Source organism: Modestobacter sp. VKM Ac-2985 (genome assembly GCF_026967925.1).
Lineage (GTDB): Bacteria > Actinomycetota > Actinomycetes > Mycobacteriales > Geodermatophilaceae > Modestobacter.
The window spans coordinates 1,656,215-1,674,860 of sequence record NZ_JAPVBI010000001.1 but is presented as its reverse complement, the minus strand read 5'-3'; the positions used below and the strand labels follow the sequence as shown (position 1 = coordinate 1,674,860).

The following is an 18,646-nucleotide window of genomic DNA, read 5'->3' as shown; positions in this document are numbered from 1 at the left end:
CGATCACGCGTCCTCCTCGCTGGCGCTCGTCGGCCGCATGCTCGACGATGCTGCGCTCATGCGTGACCTCGCGAGCTCGGTCACGTGCCCACCTCGCTCGCGGCCAGCAGCTCGCGCAGCACCACGCGGTCGTCGAAGGGCAGCACCTGACCGCCCACCTCCTGACCCGTCTCGTGGCCCTTGCCGGCCACGAGCAGCGTGTCACCCGCCCGTGCGAGCCCGACGGCGGCCGCGAGGGCGGCCCGCCGGTCACCGACCTCCAGCACCTCGGCCCGCTGGTCGGCCGGGACCTCACCGGCACCGGCGCGCATCGCCGCACGGATGGCCGCCGGGTCCTCCGACCGCGGGTTGTCGTCGGTGACCACCAGCACGTCGCTGGCGGCCGACGCCGCGGCGCCCATCCCCGGCCGCTTGCCCGGGTCGCGGTCACCGCCGCAGCCCAGCACGGTGATCAGCCGGCCCGGGGTCGCCGGGCGCAGCGCGGCAAGCGCGGTCTGCACCGCGTCGGGGGTGTGCGCGTAGTCGACGACGGCGACGAACGGCTGGCCGGCGTCCACCGGCTCCATCCGCCCGGGGACGACGGTCTCCGCGATCCCCGGCAGCGCCGTCTCCGGCGACACGCCTACGGCGTCCAGCAACGCCACGGCGAGCACCGCGTTGGCCACGTTGAAGCTGCCCGGCAACCGCAGCCGTGCGGGCCAGCTGCGCCCGCCGGGGCCGTGCAGCGTGAACGTCGAGCCGCCGGTGGGGACGGCGGCCACGTCGGTGGCCGACCAGTCCGCACCCCCGGCACCGGAGCCGGAGACGGTGACCGTGCCCGGGCGGACCAGCCGCCGCCCGGCGGGGTCGTCGACGTCGACCACCTCGACGGCGGCCCGCCCGTCGAACAGCAGCGCCTTGGCCTGGAAGTAGCTCTCCGGGTCGCCGTGGAAGTCCAGGTGGTCGCGGGAGAGGTTGGTGAACCCGGCCGCGGCGAAGCGCACCCCACCGACCCGGCCCTGCACCAGCGCGTGGCTGGAGACCTCCATGACGACCGCGCGCACGCCGGAGTCGACCATCGTGCCGAGCAGGGCGTGCAGGTCGGCCGCCTCCGGCGTGGTGCGGACGCTGGGCAGCTCGGTGGTCACCGGCGTCCCGTCGGCGTCCTGGCCGCGGGTGCGGGTCTGCACCGTGCCGATCAGGCCGCTGGCCCACCCGGCGGCGGCCAGGCCGGCCTCGACCAGGTAGCTCGTCGTCGTCTTGCCGTTGGTGCCGGTGATGCCCAGCACGGTGAGCCGCTCGCTGGGGAGCCCGTAGACCCGGGAGGCGACCGCACCGAGCACGGACCGCGGGTCGCGGACCACGCAGACCGGCAGGCCGGTGGCCCGGGCCTGCTCCTCCCCCGCCGGGTCGGTCAGCACCGCCCGGGCACCGCGCGCGGCGGCGTCGGCGGTGTAGCGGGCGCCGTGGGTGCGGGCGCCGGGCAGGGCGGCGTAGAGGTCACCGGGGCGGACGTCGCCGGAGGCGTGGGTGACACCGGTGACCTCCACGGCGGTCGCACCGGTCACGGGTGCGCCGACGAGGTCGGCGAGGTCACCGAGGGAGAGCGGGCGGTTCCCGGCCGGCCGGGACGCCGCCCCGGGCGCAGTCGGGGTCACGACGGTCCAATCTACCGGCGTGGAGGAGCGCGACCCGATCACCTGGCGGCTCCGTGTCGCACCGGCGGGTGGGCGGCTCCTGCGCCGGTGGGGTTCAGGGGACGGTGAGGGTGAAGTCCGGGCGCGGCGCGCCGGAGGGGACGACGCCCCCGGAGATCAGCGCATACCGCATGACGTCGGCGAAGACCGGGGCCGCCACCTGGCCGCCCTCGGCGTCGCTGGTGGGCCGCTCGAGGTCGACGGCCACGACGTACTGCGGGTCGTCGGCCGGGGCGTAGCCGACGAAGGTGGTGAAGTAGCCGCCACCGGCGTAGCTGCCCGTCTCGGGGTTGGCCCGCTGGGCCGTGCCGGTCTTGCCGGCCACCCGGAAGCCGTCGATCTCGCCCAGGGGTGCGGTGCCCCCGGGGCCGACCACCGCCTCGAGCATGTAGGTCAGCTGGTCGGCGGTGTCCTCGCTGACCACCCGCACGCCCTCGGGCCGGGGCACCTCGGTGACCGTGCCGTCCTCGGCGGTCAGCGAGGACACCACCCGCGGGGCGATCCGCACGCCGTCGTTCGCGAGGGCCTGGTACGCCGACGCCATCTGCAGGGTGGTCACCGAGACGCCCTGTCCGATCGGCACGTTGGCCGCGCGGCTGGCGGTCCAGTCCGCCGAGTCCTCCAGGATGCCGGCGCTCTCGCCGGGGAGCTCGATGCCGGTGGTCGAGCCGAAGCCGAAGTCCTGCAGGTACTGCTCGAAGGTGCTGTCGCCGACCTCGCGGGCCAGCATGATCGACCCGACGTTGCTGGACTTGGCGAGGATCCCGGTCACGGTGAAGTCGATCGGCTCGTGGTCGTGGGCGTCGGTGACCACGACGTCGCCGGCCTGGATGTGCCCGTCGACGTTGAGCACCGTGTCCTTGGTGGCCTTGCCCTCCTCGATGGCGGCGGCCAGCGTCACCGCCTTCATCACCGAGCCCGGCTCGTAGACCTCGGAGACGACCGGGTTGCCGAGCAGGGCCGGGTCCGTCGTGTTGTAGCTGCCCGGGTCGTAGCCCGGGCAGGAGGCCATCGCCACCACCTCGCCGGTCTGCACGTCCTGGACCACGGCCGACGCCGTGGCCGTCGCCTCGTCGGCGCAGGCCGCGTCCAGCGTCTGCTGGACGACGAACTGCAGGTCCTGGTCCAGCGTCAGCTGCACGGTGCTGCCGTCGGTCGCCGGCTGGGTGTCGTCGATGCCCGAGGGGATCGGGTTGCCGACGCCGTCCACCTCGATCCGCTCCTCGCCGTCGACCCCGGCCAGGTGCTCCTCGAAGGTCTGCTCGATCCCGGCGAGGCCGTCGCCCTCCTTGCCGACGAAGCCGACCAGCTGGCCGCCGACCGTGCCCGCCGGGTAGAGCCGCACCGGGTCGTCCTGGAAGACCAGGCCGGCCTGGGTGGAGGCCGGGAGCTCGCGGATCTGGTCGGTGACGTCGGTGCTGACCTCGTCGGCCAGGACGACGTAGCGCCCGTCCCGGGAGAGCTTCTCGACCAGCTCGTCGACCGGGATGCCGAGCAGCGTGGTCAACGCCAGCGCCGTGCGGGTGGGGTCGGAGACCAGCATCGGGTCCGCCGTCACCCGCTTGGCGTCCACCGACCAGGCGAGCACCTTCCCGTTGCGGTCGACGATCTGCCCCCGGACGGCCTCGATCGGGTACGTGCGCATCCGGTCGTTCTCGGCCGCCTGCGCGTAGGCGGCCCCGTCGACCCCCTGGAGCACGACCAGCTTGCCGACCACCACGACCAGCAGGGTGATCAGGAAGGCCAGCCCCCAGCGGTTGCGCTGGTCCCGCTGCGTCAGCCCCAGCGGCTGGAGGCGCCGCGCGCCGGGCTCGCGACGCGCGCGCGGCGCACCGCGACCGGCCGGCCCGGTGGGCCGCTGCGGGGTGCGGCGACCCCCGACCGGACGATGCGGCGGGAGAGGGCCTGCAGGGGGCACGGATCAGTTCCCGGGGGTCGGCGACACGGGGTCGGTGGGCGTGGGTCCGGGAGCCGGGGCGGACTCCGGCGGGGCGGACTCGGTGGAGGTGTCGGCGGGGGCTGGTCGGGGTGCGGTGGCCCCGTCGGCCGCCGGGTCGGTGGCCCCCGGCTCGACGGGTGCCGTCGCCGGGGTCGCGCTGCCCAGCAGGACGGAGCTGCCGTCGGGCTGCAGCACCAGGTGGGCTGCGTCCCCCGGCGGGACCAGCCCGACCGCGGCTGCGGCGCGGGCCAGTTCGGCAGCAGTGTCGGCAGCGATCACCTGCTGCTCCAGTCGAGCCACCTCCTTGGCCTGCTCGGCCATCGCGACCCGCTGCTCGGTGGCACGCAGGGAGTCCACGGCGATGGCGGTGTTGAGCAGCAGGAGGCCCAGCGTCGTCCCGACCAGCAGGGCGACGAGCACGGCGACGAACGGCGCCCGCCGACCGCGCAGCACCGTCCGGCGGCTGCCACGGGGTGCGCGGGCCGGGGTCGGCCGGCTGGGCGGCACCAGCCGCAGCTGCGGGCCACTCGGGACCGGCCCGCTGCGCCGGGGCGGGGCGACCCGGGGCACGTGCACCGGGCCGGTGGTCGCCCGACCGGTGGTCCGGGCCGTCGTCGTCCGGGCCGTCGTCGTCCGGGCCGTCGTCGTCCGTGCCGTCGTCCGGGCCGTGCCCGTGCGGCCGGTGCCCGCCCGGGTCGCACCGGTGCGCGCGCCGGCGCCCTGGGACTGGCTGCGGGACTGGCCGGTGCGCGGGGTCGGGGCACTGCTGGTCCGGGGGGCGGACCGCGCGGGCTGGCTCATGCCGCCCGCCGGACCCGCTCGGCGGCCCGCACCCGGGCCGAGGCGGACCGGGGGTTGACGGCGAGCTCGGCCTCGCCGGGTGCCTCACCGCCACGGGTGACGAGCTTCAGCACCGGCGCGTGCTCGGGCATCGGGACCGGCATGCCGGGCGGGGTGCGGTCCACCGCTTCTGCGGCGAGCGTCTGCTTCACGATGCGGTCCTCGAGGGAGTGGAAGCTGATCACGACCAGTCGGCCACCGATCGCGAGCGCGTCGATGGCGGCGGGCAGTGCCCGGGAGAGCACTCCCAGTTCGTCGTTGACCTCGATCCGGAGGGCCTGGAAGGTCCGCTTGGCCGGGTGTCCCCCGGTGCGGCGGGTGGCCGCGGGGATCGCCGAGCGCACCAGCTCGGCCAGCCGGGCGGTGCCGGTGAACGGCTCCCGGGCGCGCTCCCGCTCGATGGCGGAGGCGATCCGGCCGGCGAAGCGCTCCTCGCCGTAGACCTTCAGCACCCGGGTGAGCTCGCCCCGGGAGTAGGTGTTGACCACGTCGGCGGCGGTGCGGGGCCCGGTGGGGTCCATCCGCATGTCCAGCGGTGCGTCGGTGGAGTAGCTGAACCCGCGGGTGGGGCGGTCCAGCTGCAGGGAGGAGACGCCGAGGTCGAACAGGACGCCCTGCACCTCGTCGACCCCCAGGTCGGCCAGCACGTCGGGCAGCTCGTCGAAGACGGCCGGGACCAGCGTGGTGCGCTGCGTGTGGCCGGCCGCGGCGATCCGGGCGGCGGCCTCGGCGCGGGCGTCGGGGTCGCGGTCCAGGCCGATCAACCGGAGCTCGGGGTGGGCCCTCAGCAGGGCCAGGGAGTGGCCGGCCAGCCCGAGCGTGCAGTCGACCAGGACGGCGCCGGGTGCCTGCAGGGCGGGGTGGAGCAGCTCGGTGACCCGGTCGAGGAGGACGGGGACGTGCAGCGCGGGCCCGGAGGCCTCGGGGCTGCTCATCGACGGCTCCTCTCGCTGCGCAGGGGCGGACGGGTGGGGTGGGGCGTGCGGGCGGGCGGCGAGTGGGGCCGAGTGGGGTGGGTGGTGCGCGGTGGAGCGCGGGTGGGGCGGGAGCGGGCACCGCCCCGGCCCGCTGCCCCGCCCGCCTCGCCTGGCGCCGGGGAAGCGGTACCAGGTGGAGCCGGGATGGGGCAGCTGGGCGGTGGGGCGGTCGGTGCGGTGGACGTCGAGCCGGGGGGAAGTCGGCTCGCTGTCCGGGCCCGGTCGAGCCGGGGGGAAGTCGGCTCGTGCGGGGTGGCGCGGTCCTGCGGTGCGGTCGTGCGGTGGGGTCGGGTGGGGGCGACTCAGGACAGGGTCGGCATCCCCTCGCTCTCCATGGCGGCGAAGACGGCCTCCTGCTCTGCCACGTAGGCGTCCCAGGTGCCGGAGTCCCAGATCTCGAATCGGGTGTCCACGCCGACGACGACGACGTCGCGGTCCAGGCCGGCGTACTCCCGGAGGGTCGCCGGGATGGTGATCCGGCCGGTCTTGTCCGCCTCGACCTCGACCATCGAGCCGAAGCTCATCCGGGCGTGCATGCGGCCGGCGTTGGTGTCGGCCGGCGCCATCGACTTCAGCGCGGCGCTCTGCTCGGCGACCCGGGCCATGGTCAGGCCGTAGACGCAGCGCTCCTGGCCCTTCTTGATCACCATGCCGTCGGCCACGAGCTCGCGGTAGCGGACCGGGAGGGCGAGCCGGCCCTTCTCGTCGAGCCGCAAGGGGTAGCTGCCGACGAACACCGGATCACCCCCTGCATCAGTCCTCCTGTGGTCGTGCCGGGCACCATCCGTGGCCCCTGCCTCCCCATTGCGCGACACAGTAACCCACTGGCCCCCACTGGACACCACTCCACGCCGTGTCGCCCCCTTCTCCCCACCGGCCTCCACCGGCCCCCCGCCGGGCCGCCTCCGAGCCACCTCCGGGCGGCATCCGGGCCGCATCCGGGCCGCGGAACGGGATCGACCGTGCGCGCCGCTGAGCAGCACGTACCGTGAGCGGGGTGACCGAGGGCACGGCAGAGCTGCGGTCGGACCGGGGGGTCGCGGAGCTGCGCTCCGCCCCCCGGCACGACACCGGCCAGGACGCCGCAGCGACGCAGCCGGAGACCGACGCCGACGTGGCGGCCGAGGGGGCGCAGCTCGCCGAGGCGATCGGCCGGGTGGTGCAGGGCAAGCCCGACGTCGTCCGGCTGGCACTGGTCGTGCTGCTGGCCGAGGGCCACCTGCTGATCGAGGACGTCCCCGGGGTCGGGAAGACCACCCTGGCCAAGGCGCTGGCCCGCACCATCGACGGCACGGTGCGCCGGATCCAGTTCACCCCCGACCTGCTGCCCAGCGACGTCACCGGGGTGGCGGTCTACGACCAGGAGTCCCGGGCGTTCGAGTTCAAGCCCGGCGCCGTCTTCGCCAACGTGGTCGTGGCCGACGAGATCAACCGCGCCTCCCCCAAGACGCAGTCGGCCCTGCTGGAGTGCATGGAGGAGCGGCAGGTCACCGTCGACGGGGTCACCTACGAACTGGCCCGGCCGTTCATGGTGGTCGCGACGCAGAACCCGCTGGAGATGGAGGGCACCTACCCCCTCCCCGAGGCGCAGCGGGACCGGTTCACCGCCCGGGTCTCGATGGGCTACCCCGACCGTGAGGCCGAGCTGGCGATGCTCGGCGGGCGGGCCACCGTCGACCCGCTCACCGCGCTCACCCCGGTGCTCGACGCCGCGCGCGTGCGGACCCTGGTGGCCGCGGTGGGCCGGCTGCACGTCGCCGAGCCGCTGCGCCAGTACGTCGTCTCGCTGGTCGAGGCCACCCGCCGCTCCCCCGACCTGCGGCTGGGTGCCTCGCCGCGCGCGGGACTGCAGCTGCTGCGCGCCGCCCGCGCCACCGCCGCACTGGCCGGCCGCGACCACGTGCTCCCCGACGACGTGCAGGCCATGGCGGTCCCGGTGCTGGCCCACCGGCTGCTGCTGACCCCGGACGCGGCGCTGGCACGGCGGGACGCCCAGCGGGTGGTCACCGACCTGCTCACCACCGTGCCCGTCCACGGCGGCCGCTGACCCATCCCAGAGACGGACGGTCCCCCATGGCGCGCACCCGGATCGCCGACGCGGCGTCCTCCCTCACGCTGCGCGGCCGCTGCCTGGTCGCCGCCGGGCTGACCCTGGGCGCGCTGGGCGCCCTGCTCGGCGAGCGGGCCCTCGTGCAGCTGGCCCTGTTCGTGCTCGCCCTGCCGGTGGTGTCGGCCGTCGGGATCGCCCGCCAGCGCTTCCGGGTCGCGACCCGGCGCACCGTCAGCCCGGCCCGGTTGCCGCGCGGCGGGTCCGCCGAGGTGCTGGTGGAGGTGTCCAACGCCGACCGGCGGGCCGGCGGGCTGTGGTTGCTCACCGAGCACCTGCCGGCCGACCTGGGTGCGCAGCCGCGCTTCGTCGTGGAGCGGCTCGCCAGCGGCGGCACCGCGCCGCTCCGGTACCGGCTGCACGGTTCCCGGCGCGGCCGGTACACCCTGGGGCCGCTGAGCCTGCGGCTCGTCGACCCCTTCGGCCTGGTGCTGCGCACGGCGACCGGCAGCGACACCGCCGCGCTGCTGGTGCTGCCCCGGGTCGTACCACTGCTCGGTGGCGGCGCGCTGACCGGCGCCGGCGGGGACGGCGGCGAGGGCGCCCGCCGCGCGATCGCCGTGCACGGCGAGGACGACGTCAGCACCCGGGAGTACCGCCACGGCGACGACCTGCGGCTGGTGCACTGGCGGGCCACCGCGCGCACCGGCGAGCTGATGGTCCGGCTGGAGGAACGCCCGTGGCGCGCGGCGGCGACCGTGTTCGTCGACACCCGGTCGACCGCCCACCTGCTCGGGGGCCGGGTCGAGAGCCCAGCGGGTGACCCGGCCCCGCCGCAGGACACCCTGGAGTGGGTGGTGGAGGCCGCGGCCAGCATCGGCACCCACCTGCTGCACCGGGGGGCGGCGCTGCGGGTGGTGACCGACGGCGGGGAGCTCACCCCGGCGCTCGGCCGGGGACAGCTGGGCCCGGACGAGCTGCTCGAGCGGCTCGCCGTCCTGGGCGGGGCACCGCAGCCCGGCCTGCAGCTGGGCATGGAGGCGCTGCGCCGGTCCGGGTCCGACGGACCGGCGATCTGCCTGCTGGGCCTCGTCGGACCCGAGGACGTCGCGGCGCTGGTCCGCGCCCGCTCCGGTCCGGGCCGGGACGTCGCGGTGCTCGTGGACACCGCCGGCTGGCTGGACGCCGGGGCAACCCGGGGCCGGCGCACGCTCAGCCCCGCCGCCCGGGCCGAGGTGTGCACCCGGCAGCAGCAGGCCGGTGACCTGCTCCGTGCGGCCGGCTGGCAGGTGGTCGCCGTCGGCCCGGACCGGACCGTGGCACAGCTGTGGAGCCAGGTGGGCAGCCGGGCCGGCACCGCGGGACCGGTGCCGGCATGAGCGGCCAGGTCGACGAGCTGCCGCGGGCCACCCGCGGCGGGCCGGGCACCGGGATCGCCGTCGCGGTCGCCGTGCTGCTGGGCGCGCTGGCGCTGGACCCCGTCTTCGCCGCCCGCACGTGGCTGCTGCCGGTGACGATGGTGGTGGCGGCCGTGGGCCTGGGCGGGGTGGCGCTGCGGGCACTGCTGGACCGGCTGGTGGACGCCGCCGAGGACGACGGCCCCTGGTGGTCCGGTCCGGCGCGGCTGGCCGTGCCGCTGGGCCAGGTGGCGCTGGTGCTCGTCGTGCTCACCGTCGTCTTCACGCCCGACCGCGCCTGGGCGGGCGTGCTGCCGACCCTGGACAGCCTGACCGACCTCGCCGGCCTGCTCGGTGACGGCACCGCGGAGATCCGGGAGCAGGCCACCCCGGCGCTGCCGCTCACCGGGCTGGTGGCGCTGACCACCGTCTTCGTCGCCCTGATCGCGCTGGCCGTCGACCTGCTCGCCGTCCCCGCCCGCCAGCCGGCCCTGGGCGGGCTCGGCCTGCTGGTCCTCTACTGCGTCCCGGTGAGCACCGTGACCGGGGAGGTGGCGCTGATCTCCTTCGCCGCACCGGCCGCCGGGTTCGCGGTCCTGCTGTGGGCCGACCAGCGGGCGCGGCTGGTCGGGAGCGGCCGGGGCGGCAGCGGGTCGCCGATGGGCACCGGCACCCTGCCGGCCCTGCGCACCGGCCTGGTCGCCCTCGTGGCCGGGCTGCTGCTGCCGGCGTTCGTGCCGACCCTGGCCGAGGGCTCGCTCGCGGCGGGGTGGGGCGGGGCGGGCACCGGCAACGGCGTGGGGACGTCGCTGGACCCGGTGGCGGAGATGGCCGGCCAGCTGAGCCTGCCCGAGCCGATCGACCTGCTGGCCGTCGACGCCTCGGTGGCCGACCCGGGGTACCTGCGCTCGGTCTCGCTGGACGAGTACAGCGGCGACGTCGGCTGGCGGATGACCAACCTCGACGGCCAGGCATCGATCGCGGCCGACGGTCCCCTGGCGCCGCTCCTGGACCGGCAGTCCAGCCGCGAGGTGACCGCCCGGGTCACCGTGCTCTCGCACGACGACCGCTTCCTCCCGCTGTTCGACTCCCCGCTGTCGGTGCAGGTGCTGGGCTCCGAGGACGAGGACTGGCGCTTCGACCCGGCCGCCCGGACCGTCTTCGGCCGGGACGTGACCACCGGCGGGCTCGCCTACCGGTTCACCTCGCGGCAGCCGCAGCCGAGCGCGGCGGAGCTGGCTGCCGCACCCCAGGACCCGGGCGACCCCATGGTGGAGCGCTACACGGCACTGCCGGAGCTCGACCCCAGCGTCGTGGCCCTGTCCGACCAGCTGACCGACCCGGCACAGTCGCCCTACGAGCGGGTCCGGGCCGTGCTCGGCCTGTTCACCGACCCGGCCAACGGCTTCACCTACAGCCTGTCCACCGGCCCGGGCACCACCGGCGACGACCTGGCCGACTTCCTCCGGCTGAAGCGGGGCTACTGCGAGCAGTACGCCGGCGCCATGGCCGTGCTCGTCCGGGCGGCAGGGGTCCCGGCCCGGGTGGTGCTGGGCTACACACCCGGTCAGGTCGGCGAGGACGGCGACCGGGTGGTCACCACCGACGACGCACACGCCTGGGTCGAGGTCTGGTTCGCCGGCCTGGGCTGGATCCCCTTCGACCCGACCCCGATCGCCGCCGACCGGGCCGTGGCGCTCCCCTGGGCACCGCGCACGGACGAGGCCGACACCAGCGGCCCGGACCCGTTCACGCCGGGCGGTGCGGCCCCGCTGCCGGCGCCACCGGCTGCCGAGCTGGACCGCGACGACCAGTACGTGCCGCCGCTGGCGGCCCAGTCCGCGCCGGAGGAGCAGCTCAGGCCGTGGCTGCTGGGGGCAGCGGGCACGCTGGTCGTCCTCGCCCTGGCCGCGCTGCCGTTCCTCCTCCGCCGCCGGCAGCGCGCCGCCCGGCTGGCCGACGGGCAGCCGGGCGCCCTGTGGGAGGAGCTGCTGGCGACCACCGTCGACCTGGCCGTCGAGCTGCCCGGGAGGTCGACGGCACGCCAGCTGGCCCAGCAGCTGGCCCAGCGGCTCGCCACCACCGACCCCGCCGCGGTCGCCGCGGTGCAGGTGCTGGCACGAGCCCAGGAGCGTTCGGTGTACGGCCCACCGGCGGCCCGCCCCAGCCCGGACCCTGCGCTGACCGCGGCGCTGGCGACGGTGCGACGGGCGTTGCTCCGGTCCTCCTCCCGCGGGGAGCGGGTCCGGGCGGCGCTGTGGCCGGCCTCCACGCTCGCGACGGCCGCACGGTGGGCCGCCGCCCGGGCACCCCGCCGACCCCGCCCGGCCTGACCACCGGGCCGGGGCTGGCTACGGTGGCCGGTGTCGGTGGCGTCGCCACCGGCTCCCCCCAGCTGCGGAGTGCCCCTTGCGCGAGATCGCCGTCTTCGCCGGCAGTGCCCACCCCGAGCTCGCCGCGGAGATGTGTGCCCACCTGGGCGTGCCGCTGCAGCCGGTCCGGGTGACCCGCTTCGCCAACGACTGCCTCGAGGTGCAGCTGCAGGCCAACTGCCGGGAGCGCGACGTCTTCCTGGTGCAACCGCTGGTCACCCCGGTGCAGGAGAACCTGGTCGAGCTGCTGCTGATGATCGACGCGGCCCGCGGCGCCTCGGCTGCCCGGATCACCGTGGTGATGCCGCACTACGCCTACGCGCGGTCGGACAAGAAGGACGCCCCTCGGATCTCCATCGGTGGCCGACTGATCGCCGACCTGATGGTGGCGGCCGGGGCCAGCCGGGTGCTGGCCATGACGCTGCACTCCCCGCAGGTGCACGGCTTCTTCAGCGTGCCGGTCGACCACCTGCACGCCCTGCGCGAACTGGCCGATCACTTCCGCGCGCTGGACCTCTCCCGCACCACCGTCGTCTCCCCCGACCTGGGCAACGCCAAGGAGGCCGCAGCCTTCGCCCGGCGGCTCGGGGTGCCGGTCGCCGCGGGTGCCAAGCAGCGGTACGCCGACGACCGGGTCAGCATCAGCGCCGTGATCGGGGACGTCGCCGGCCGTGACGTGATCGTGCTGGACGACGAGATCGCCAAGGGCAGCACGGTGCTGGAGCTCATCGACCGGCTGCGGGACGACGGCGCCCGCTCGATCCGGGTGGCCTGCACGCACGGCCTGTTCGCCGCGGGTGCGCTGGAGCGGATCGGCGCCCAGTCCGACGTCGTGGAGATCGTCTGCACGAACACCGTGCCGGTGCCGGCCGGGGCCTCGGAGAAGCTGACCGTGCTCTCGGTGGCCCCCGCGCTCGCCCAGGCCGTGCAGCGGATCCACGACGGGGAGTCGGTCAGCGCGCTGTTCGACACGACGGCGACGCCCGAGGTCTGAGCCGACCGGAGAGCCAGCAGCCGCCGTCCCGGACGGGGTACGGCGGCTGCTGGCTCAGCGGGTGGTCCCGGTGAGTGCTACTGGTCGTAGCGGCGGCGGAAACGCTCCTCGAGCCGGCTCTTCAGCGGCTGGCGGCGCGCCTTCGCGCTGCTGCTGCCCCCGCGGCCGCCGGCCGCCGGCCGCCCGGCCGGACCCGGCGCGGAACCGGCCGGCACCTCACCGGTCGCGGCCTTGTAGTTCAGGACCCCGAGAACGGCCCCGCCGAAGGCCACCAGGAAGCCCAGCACGCCGACGACGGCGTTGGGCAGGGCCACCCCGCCGACCACCACGGCCAGGCCGACGACCACCAGGGCGGCCCCCAGCTGCAGCTTGCGGCGGGCCTTCTGCCGCCGGTCACCGGTGCGGACCGTCGAGGCGAACTTCGGATCGTCATCGACGAGGGCGCGCTCGATCTGCTCCAGCAGACGCTGCTCGTGCTCGGAGAGCGGCACGTCGACCTCCAGGTACAAGTGCAAGAAGCCACCGGCGGCAGTCCGCCCGCGGTAGCACCGAGGATACGAGCCGTTTGCGGCGTGCGAAAGGCGAGTCGCCGTCGACACACCCGGCGAGGATCATGTTGCCGCCCCGCAGCGCCTCCGCGGGGCAGAGGGCCAGGTCAGCGGGGCGTCCCCGAGGAAGGGCCGCGCGCAACCGGACCGGCGCCCGGGACCTGCCGGCGGCCGAGCAGGGTGGCCGGCCGGACGGCGCCGGCCCCGAAGCGCCGGGCAGCCCGGTCGGCGGCCAGCTCGGCGTCCCGGCGGCCGTGCTCGCGAGCCCCCAGTTCGAGCTGTCGCGCGGTCGCCTCGGCCCTCACCAGTCCTTCGGCCCTGACCCCGACCAGCCGGATGCGGGCCCGGTCCAGCCCCAGGGCGTCGAAGAGCGCGCGGGCCGTGTCGTACAGCTCCTGGCCCACGTCGGTGGGGACCTTCAGCGTGCGGGAGCGGGTGATCGTGGTGAAGTCGGCGAAGCGGACCTTGACGGTCACCGTGCGCGCCAGGTGGCCGGTGGAGCGCAGTCGCCCCGCCGTCCGCTCGGCCAGGTGCAGCAGCTCCCGGTGGACCACCTGCGGGTCGTCGACGTCGGTGCCGAAGGTCTCCTCGGCCCCGGTGGACCGGTCGGGCTCGTCGGGCACCACCCGCCGCGGGTCGCGGCCCCAGGCGAGTTCGTGCAGGTGGCTGCCGGCCGCCTGGCCCACCGCCCGCTGCAGGGTCCGCGCCGGCACGTGGGCCAGGTCCCCGACCGTGCGCAGCCCCAGCCGGAGGAGGACCTCCTCGGTCTTCGGGCCGACGCCCCACAGGGCGCCCACCGGCAGCGGGTGCAGGAAGTCCATGACCTCGGCCGGCGGCACCACCAGCAGCCCGTCGGGCTTGGCCCGGGTGGAGGCCAGCTTGGCCACGAACTTGCTGCCGGCCACCCCGACCGAGCAGGTGATCCCCTGCTCGTCGTGGACCCGGGCCCGGATGTGCTCCCCGATCGCCACCGGGTCGCCCAGCCGGCGACCGCTGCCGGAGACGTCGAGGAACGCCTCGTCCAGGCTCAGCGGCTCGACCAGTGGCGTGAGGGAGCGGAACAGCGCCATCACCGACCGGGACACCTCGGTGTAGAGGTCGAGGTCGCCGGGGAGCACGGTGGCCGTCGGGCACAGGCGCAGCGCCCGGGAGGTCGGCATGGCGCTGTGCACGCCGTACCGGCGGGCCTCGTAGGTGGCCGAGGTGACGACCCCGCGGTTGCCGACCCCGCCGACGATGACCGGTGTGCCGGCCAGCTCGGGGTGCCGGCGCACCTCGACGCTGGCGAAGAAGGCGTCCATGTCGACGTGCAGCAACGTGCAGCCGACAGCCCGGTCCCTGGTCACCGCACCCCCGTCGTCCCCGCGGATCGAACACGTGTTCGACCCACGGGGACGATAGCCGGTCACGACGCCGGCGGCGGAGCACCCCGGCGCGTGTCCTCGAGGGTCAGCGGGCAGCGGCGGCCCGGTGCTCCTCGGTGTCCTTCTTGCTCGGCCACATCTTGGCGCCGAGCACGCCACCCAGCGCCGAGGCCGCGATCGACAGCCCCAGGCCGAGGACGGCCCAGCTGGCACCCGACCGGACGGTCTCCAGGGCACTGGCCGCCTGGACGTCCGGGAGGTTGGCCTGGGAGAACGAGCCGACCTGGGTGATCACGTTGGCCAGCGAGCCGAAGAGCGCACCACCACCGAACAGCGTCAGGAAGACGATCGTCACGACGCCCAGCGCCCAGACCAGGATGCCGTGCAGCAGGCCGTCACTGATCCCCCGCCACAGGGCCGAGGCCCCGGCGGTGAGCCCGCCGAGGAAGAAGGCGATCAACCCGACGACGCCGCTGATCCAGTTGGCCTCGTTCGAGCCTCCCCCGCCGACGTCCCACCAGCCGAGGGCGAAGGTGGCCAGCTCCAGCAGCAGGAACGTGGGGACCGCGACGATCAGGCCCGCCCAGACCGGACCCCAGCGGACCCGGTCCCGCCGGGAGGGGGCGATCGACAGCTGCGTCGGTGCGTCGTGCCGTTCCACCTCGTGGACCATCGGCTCGGACCGCACGTCACGGGTCGCGCCGGCCGTCGACTCCGGCGGCACCTCCCGTGCCACGTTGCTCTGGGAACTCACGTCGGTACGCGTACGACTCTCGGTCATGACCGGTCCTCTCTCGTGCGTCGTCGTGTCTGGCACCTCCTGAGGTGCCCGGCCGGGACAGGCCGTCCACGACACGGCGAGGGACCGTGACCCAATCGTCATGAAGCCGGCGCCGCGTCCGGCCCGGCCCGGCGCCCCCCGTGGTCGGGCAGTCGTTGCACGAGGCGACCGGCGTCAGCCGGCGTCGAACCGCGTCGCCAGGTGCGCCAGGTCGGTGCCGAGACCACCTCGTGCCCGCGGCACCCGGCGTGCGGAGGTGCGCACCGGCCCGGCCGGGGCGCGCAGCACGTTCCACCCGCCCCGCCCGAGCGCGTCCACCAGGCTGCGGTCCTCGTCCACGGCCAAGGCCGGGAAGCCACCTGCCTGCAGGTACGCGCTGCCGCGCACGCCCAGGTTCGCACCGTGGACGTGCGGGTGGACGGCGCCGGGTCCACCGGCCCGCCAGGCGCCGTAGTCGGCGGTGAAGGCGGCGACGGCCTCGGCCGGGAACCCGGTCCAGTCGTCGACCTCGACCGTGCCGACCAGGGCGTCCGCCCCGGACTGCGCTGCGGTCACCTGCAGCACCAGCCAGTCCTCCGGGACCCGGCTGTCGGCGTCGGTGGCGGCCACCCAGACCCGGTCGGCCGGCGTCCCGGTGCGGCCCGCATCGGCCAGCACCCGCAGCACGCCGCGGCGCCGGGCCGCCCCGACGTTGCCCCCGCGACCGTCGACCAGCACGGTCACCCCGGCCCGCCGGGCGACCGCGGCGGTCCCGTCGGTGCAGCCGTCGGCCACCACCACGACCTGGACCGCGGTGCCGGCCAGCTCCGGCGCGCGGGCGGCGGCGGCCAGCGCGGCCAGGCAGCGGGGCAGCAGCTCCTCCTCGTCCCTCGCGGGCACCACCACCCCGAGCAGCTCGACCCGACTCACCGCCGCTCCCCGGTCACCACAGGTGCTCGGCGGCGGCGACCGACGCCGCCCGGGGGTCGTCGGCCGCGACCCAGCAGTCCAGCAGCAGGTCCGGCTCCTCGTGGGTGGCGACCCGTGGCCAGGGCAGCGCCGCGCGCAGGGCCTCGTGGACGGCGTCACCGGTCTGCGGGTACTCCGGCACCGGGTGTCGCCAGTGCACGGCCACCACGGTGCCGCCGGGCCGCACCGCGGCGGGCACCTGCGCCAGGAACCGCTGCAGGTCCGCGGCGTCGAGGTAGTACAGCACCTCCGACAGCACCAGCAGGTCGACCTGCGGCAGCGGCCGGTGCGGGACGGCGGCCTGCTCGATCCGCACCTGCCCGGCGCCGGCGACGCGGGCGGTGGCCCGGGCGACCGCTGCGGCGCTGGCGTCCCAGCCGGTCAACCGGTCGCAGCGGCCGGCCAGGCGGGCGGTGAGCTCGCCGACCGAGCAGCCGACCTCCAGCCCGTCCCCGTACCGCTCCTGCGGCAGCACCGCCGTCGTGAGGGAGTACTTGCGCCGCTCGTACCACCGGGTGCGCATCGACCAGGGGTCCTCGGCCGCGGCGTACATCGCGTCGAAGAAGGACGGCGGCAGGCTCACCGGAACAGCACCTCCGAGTCGCGGTCGAAGTGGGCCAGCACGTCCGGGGGCAGCACCGCGCGGTCACCCGCGCCGGGCCCCAGCGCCCGGACCTGGGTGAGGAAGCACGCCACCGCGGCCCGCTTGGCCGCCTGCTCCCGCGGCGACAGCGGCACCCGGTGGGCGGTGTGCCACGGCACGCGCGGGTCCCCCGGCGTCGCCCAGTGCCAGGCCCACACCGGGTACTGCCAGACCGGCACGCCCGCCGTCCGGCCGGCGGTGAGGGCGGCCCGCCCGACCGCCTCGTGGTCGGGGTGCGCGTCGCCGGACCACGGTGCCAGGACGGCGTCGCAGCGGGCGACGGCGTCGGCCAGCCGCCGGGTGAGCTCGGCCTCCCGCGCGGCCAGGCCGGAGTCCGGCAGGCCCAGCCGGACGACCCGGGCGCTCACCCCGAGGGCGGCGAGGGCGTGCTCGGTCTCGGCGACCCGGGCGTACGCCAGCTCAGCCGGGGTGAGCACCGTGCTGCCGGGGTGGCTGCCCTCCCCGTCGGTGACCGCGACCAGGTCCAGCTGCACCCCGGCGGCCGCCAGCCGGGCGAGCGCACCGCCCGCGCCCAGCACCTCGTCGTCCGGGTGGGCGGCGCAGACCGCGACCCGGCTCCAGGCCGGGTCCGGCGTCCAGACCGGCCAGTCGGTGCCGGGCAGCCAGGCGGCCCAGTCGGCCTCCTCGGTGCCCGGTGCGGCGATCCGGTCCCCGCCCGTGCTCACCGGCTCCCCCGTTCGCGGACCAGCGCACCCAGCGCGGCGACGTCCCGCTCGCCGTGGTGCTGCCGCAGGTAGACGGTGAGGTCGGCGACGCGGGCGGCGTGCCCGGCGTCGTGGGCCAGCGGTCCGGCGCCGAGTGCCCGTCCCACGACCCCCAGCACCTCCTCGCCGGCGCGGGCGGCCAGCGCCCGCACCCGCTGGGCCCGCAGCTGGGCCTCCCCGGCGGCGTCGAGCGGGTCGGCGTCGACCTCCGCGGCGGCGACCTGCAGCGCCGAGTCCAGCCCGGCGAGCACGACGTCGACCGCGCCGAGGGCCGCGTCCCGCAGCGGGTCGGGCCCGCGCCGGACGGCGGCGTCGTGCAGGGCCGCCGCCACGCCCCGCGCCCCACCGGCCCAGACGGCGGCGACCCCGATCCCGCCGTGCCAGAAGCCGGGCCGGTCCAGGTACGCCCGCGGGCCGCCCACCGGCACGGCGGGGACGTCGCGCAGGTGGACGTCCGCGGTCTCGGCACCGGCCATGCCGGCGTTGACCCACGGCGAGGCGTCGACCGCCACCCCGGGGTGCCGGAGGTCGAGGAGGAACAGCCGGCGCCCGTCCTCGGCGCTCGCGGTGACCAGGGCGGCGGTGAGCGACCCGGCGCCGGAGCACCACCGCTTGCGCCCGTCCAGCCGCCAGCCGTCGGCGGAGGACGTGGCGGTGACCTGCCCGTCCGGTGGCTCGGCCGCCCACACGCCGAGCCGGGACCCGGGCCGCACGGGCGGCCCGTCGAGCTCGGTGAGCACGGCCAGCGCATCGGCGTGCCCCTCGGCCAGCCGGGCCAGCGAGAGGTCCCGCTCGGCGACGGCGGCCAGCGCCCGCCACCGGGTGAGGGTGGCGCCGGCGCCGGGCCGCGGGGGCGACCAGCCCTCCGCGAGGAGGGCGCGGAAGGCGGCGGCGGTGCCGTCCACCGCCGCAGCGGCGGCTCGACCCGGGCCTGTCCCGACCGTCCCTGATGCGCTCATCGCACCGGACTATGCCGCATCCGGTCGTGCACGACCGGACTGTGGGCGGGCAGGAGGTGTGGGGAGTCGATCATCGCGGTAGAACTGGGCCAGGTGGTCGCCGACCGGTGGCCACGACCTCGACGATCGGAGGAGCCATGGCGCTCGACGACGACGACATGACCAGCACGGAGGGCCCCGCCGACGGCGGTGCCGAGGGCACCCCGGGTCAGCACGACGGTGGCGCGGACGGCGGTGCCGATGGTGGCGCCGACGGCGGTGCCGACGGTGGCGCCGACGGTGGCGCCGAGGGTCCGGCCGACTCCGGTGCCGGCGGCGGCACCCCCGGCCAGCACGACGGCGGCGCGGACGGCGGGGCCGAGGGCCCGGCCGACTCCGGTGCCGGCGGCGGCACGCCCGGCCAGCACGACGGCGGCGCGGACGGCTCGGCCTGACC

At 76.4% G+C, this 18,646-nt stretch carries 17 protein-coding genes; 5 read left to right on the top strand and 12 right to left on the bottom strand.

Translation table 11 applies throughout. The features are described 5' to 3' along the window. Positions 1–80 precede the first annotated feature (80 nt). The 5 genes from O2V61_RS07980 to mraZ all read right to left on the bottom strand — a co-directional run bounded on the left by O2V61_RS07980 (position 81) and on the right by mraZ (position 6,169). Positions 81–1,637 carry a UDP-N-acetylmuramoyl-L-alanyl-D-glutamate--2,6-diaminopimelate ligase gene (locus tag O2V61_RS07980; protein WP_269182764.1) on the bottom strand — a complete coding sequence of 519 codons (1,557 nt, stop codon included), beginning with the start codon at positions 1,635–1,637 and terminating at the stop codon, positions 81–83. Positions 1,638–1,731: 94 nt separating this feature from the next. Continuing rightward, entirely contained in the window at positions 1,732–3,594 is a 1,863-nt protein-coding gene (locus O2V61_RS07975) for a peptidoglycan D,D-transpeptidase FtsI family protein (RefSeq protein ID WP_269182763.1), read from the bottom strand. Positions 3,595–3,597: 3 nt separating this feature from the next. Next, positions 3,598–4,416, bottom strand: a complete 819-nt coding sequence (locus O2V61_RS07970; RefSeq protein ID WP_269182762.1) for a hypothetical protein — start codon at positions 4,414–4,416, stop codon at positions 3,598–3,600. After that, positions 4,413–5,390, bottom strand: coding sequence for a 16S rRNA (cytosine(1402)-N(4))-methyltransferase RsmH (rsmH, locus tag O2V61_RS07965; protein WP_269182761.1), 978 nt, complete (start codon positions 5,388–5,390; stop codon positions 4,413–4,415). The genes O2V61_RS07970 and rsmH overlap by 4 nt, the downstream gene beginning before the upstream one ends. 344 nt (positions 5,391–5,734) lie before the next feature. Beyond that, positions 5,735–6,169, bottom strand: a complete 435-nt coding sequence (mraZ, locus tag O2V61_RS07960) for a division/cell wall cluster transcriptional repressor MraZ (RefSeq protein ID WP_036340702.1) — start codon at positions 6,167–6,169, stop codon at positions 5,735–5,737. Between the two features lie 260 nt (positions 6,170–6,429). On the opposite strand from mraZ, the gene O2V61_RS07955 reads away from it, so the two are divergent. From O2V61_RS07955 to O2V61_RS07940, 4 genes are all read left to right on the top strand, one after another. Next, complete coding sequence (locus tag O2V61_RS07955; RefSeq protein WP_269182760.1) at positions 6,430–7,479, top strand: AAA family ATPase; 1,050 nt, start codon at positions 6,430–6,432, stop codon at positions 7,477–7,479. Positions 7,480–7,505: 26 nt separating this feature from the next. Next, complete coding sequence (locus O2V61_RS07950; RefSeq protein WP_269182759.1) at positions 7,506–8,858, top strand: DUF58 domain-containing protein; 1,353 nt, start codon at positions 7,506–7,508, stop codon at positions 8,856–8,858. Next, positions 8,855–11,209 (top strand): transglutaminase family protein, encoded by a 2,355-nt coding sequence (locus O2V61_RS07945; protein ID WP_269182758.1) that lies wholly within the window; start codon positions 8,855–8,857, stop codon positions 11,207–11,209. Before O2V61_RS07950 ends, O2V61_RS07945 begins: the two co-directional genes overlap by 4 nt. A gap of 76 nt (positions 11,210–11,285) precedes the next feature. Continuing rightward, entirely contained in the window at positions 11,286–12,242 is a 957-nt protein-coding gene (locus O2V61_RS07940) for a ribose-phosphate diphosphokinase (RefSeq protein ID WP_269182757.1), read from the top strand. A 77-nt stretch (positions 12,243–12,319) separates the two neighbouring features. Here the strand turns inward: O2V61_RS07940 and O2V61_RS07935 are convergent, their stop codons facing one another. From O2V61_RS07935 to O2V61_RS07905, 7 genes are all read right to left on the bottom strand, one after another. After that, on the bottom strand, positions 12,320–12,757 hold the full coding sequence (locus O2V61_RS07935) for a DUF3040 domain-containing protein (protein ID WP_269182756.1): 438 nt from the start codon (positions 12,755–12,757) through the stop codon (positions 12,320–12,322). Between the two features lie 140 nt (positions 12,758–12,897). Next, positions 12,898–14,136 (bottom strand): DNA polymerase IV, encoded by a 1,239-nt coding sequence (locus tag O2V61_RS07930; RefSeq protein WP_269182755.1) that lies wholly within the window; start codon positions 14,134–14,136, stop codon positions 12,898–12,900. A 103-nt stretch (positions 14,137–14,239) separates the two neighbouring features. Further along, the gene (locus tag O2V61_RS07925) at positions 14,240–14,935 is read right to left on the bottom strand and encodes a permease (RefSeq protein ID WP_269182754.1); all 696 of its coding nucleotides are present in this window, start codon (positions 14,933–14,935) and stop codon (positions 14,240–14,242) included. A gap of 174 nt (positions 14,936–15,109) precedes the next feature. After that, positions 15,110–15,844 carry a glycosyltransferase gene (locus O2V61_RS07920; RefSeq protein WP_269182753.1) on the bottom strand — a complete coding sequence of 245 codons (735 nt, stop codon included), beginning with the start codon at positions 15,842–15,844 and terminating at the stop codon, positions 15,110–15,112. Between the two features lie 13 nt (positions 15,845–15,857). Continuing rightward, positions 15,858–16,466: an SAM-dependent methyltransferase gene (locus O2V61_RS07915; protein ID WP_269182752.1), complete on the bottom strand. Its 609-nt coding sequence runs from the start codon at positions 16,464–16,466 to the stop codon at positions 15,858–15,860. Further along, complete coding sequence (locus O2V61_RS07910) at positions 16,463–17,212, bottom strand: PIG-L deacetylase family protein (RefSeq protein ID WP_269182751.1); 750 nt, start codon at positions 17,210–17,212, stop codon at positions 16,463–16,465. The genes O2V61_RS07915 and O2V61_RS07910 overlap by 4 nt, the downstream gene beginning before the upstream one ends. Then, entirely contained in the window at positions 17,209–18,210 is a 1,002-nt protein-coding gene (locus tag O2V61_RS07905; RefSeq protein ID WP_269182750.1) for an acyl-CoA dehydrogenase family protein, read from the bottom strand. Before O2V61_RS07905 ends, O2V61_RS07910 begins: the two co-directional genes overlap by 4 nt. 137 nt (positions 18,211–18,347) lie before the next feature. On the opposite strand from O2V61_RS07905, the gene O2V61_RS07900 reads away from it, so the two are divergent. Then, entirely contained in the window at positions 18,348–18,644 is a 297-nt protein-coding gene (locus tag O2V61_RS07900; RefSeq protein ID WP_269182749.1) for a BatC protein, read from the top strand. The last annotated feature ends 2 nt before the right edge of the window (positions 18,645–18,646 follow it).

Coding starts and splice junctions, on each gene's coding strand:
- O2V61_RS07970 (WP_269182762.1), bottom strand. CDS start 4,416: ATGAGCCAGCCCGCGCGGTCCGCCCCCCGGACCAGCAGTGCCCCGACC.
- O2V61_RS07950 (WP_269182759.1), top strand. CDS start 7,506: ATGGCGCGCACCCGGATCGCCGACGCGGCGTCCTCCCTCACGCTGCGC.
- O2V61_RS07900 (WP_269182749.1), top strand. CDS start 18,348: ATGGCGCTCGACGACGACGACATGACCAGCACGGAGGGCCCCGCCGAC.
- rsmH (WP_269182761.1), bottom strand. CDS start 5,390: ATGAGCAGCCCCGAGGCCTCCGGGCCCGCGCTGCACGTCCCCGTCCTC.
- O2V61_RS07925 (WP_269182754.1), bottom strand. CDS start 14,935: ATGACCGAGAGTCGTACGCGTACCGACGTGAGTTCCCAGAGCAACGTG.
- O2V61_RS07945 (WP_269182758.1), top strand. CDS start 8,855: ATGAGCGGCCAGGTCGACGAGCTGCCGCGGGCCACCCGCGGCGGGCCG.
- O2V61_RS07905 (WP_269182750.1), bottom strand. CDS start 18,210: ATGAGCGCATCAGGGACGGTCGGGACAGGCCCGGGTCGAGCCGCCGCT.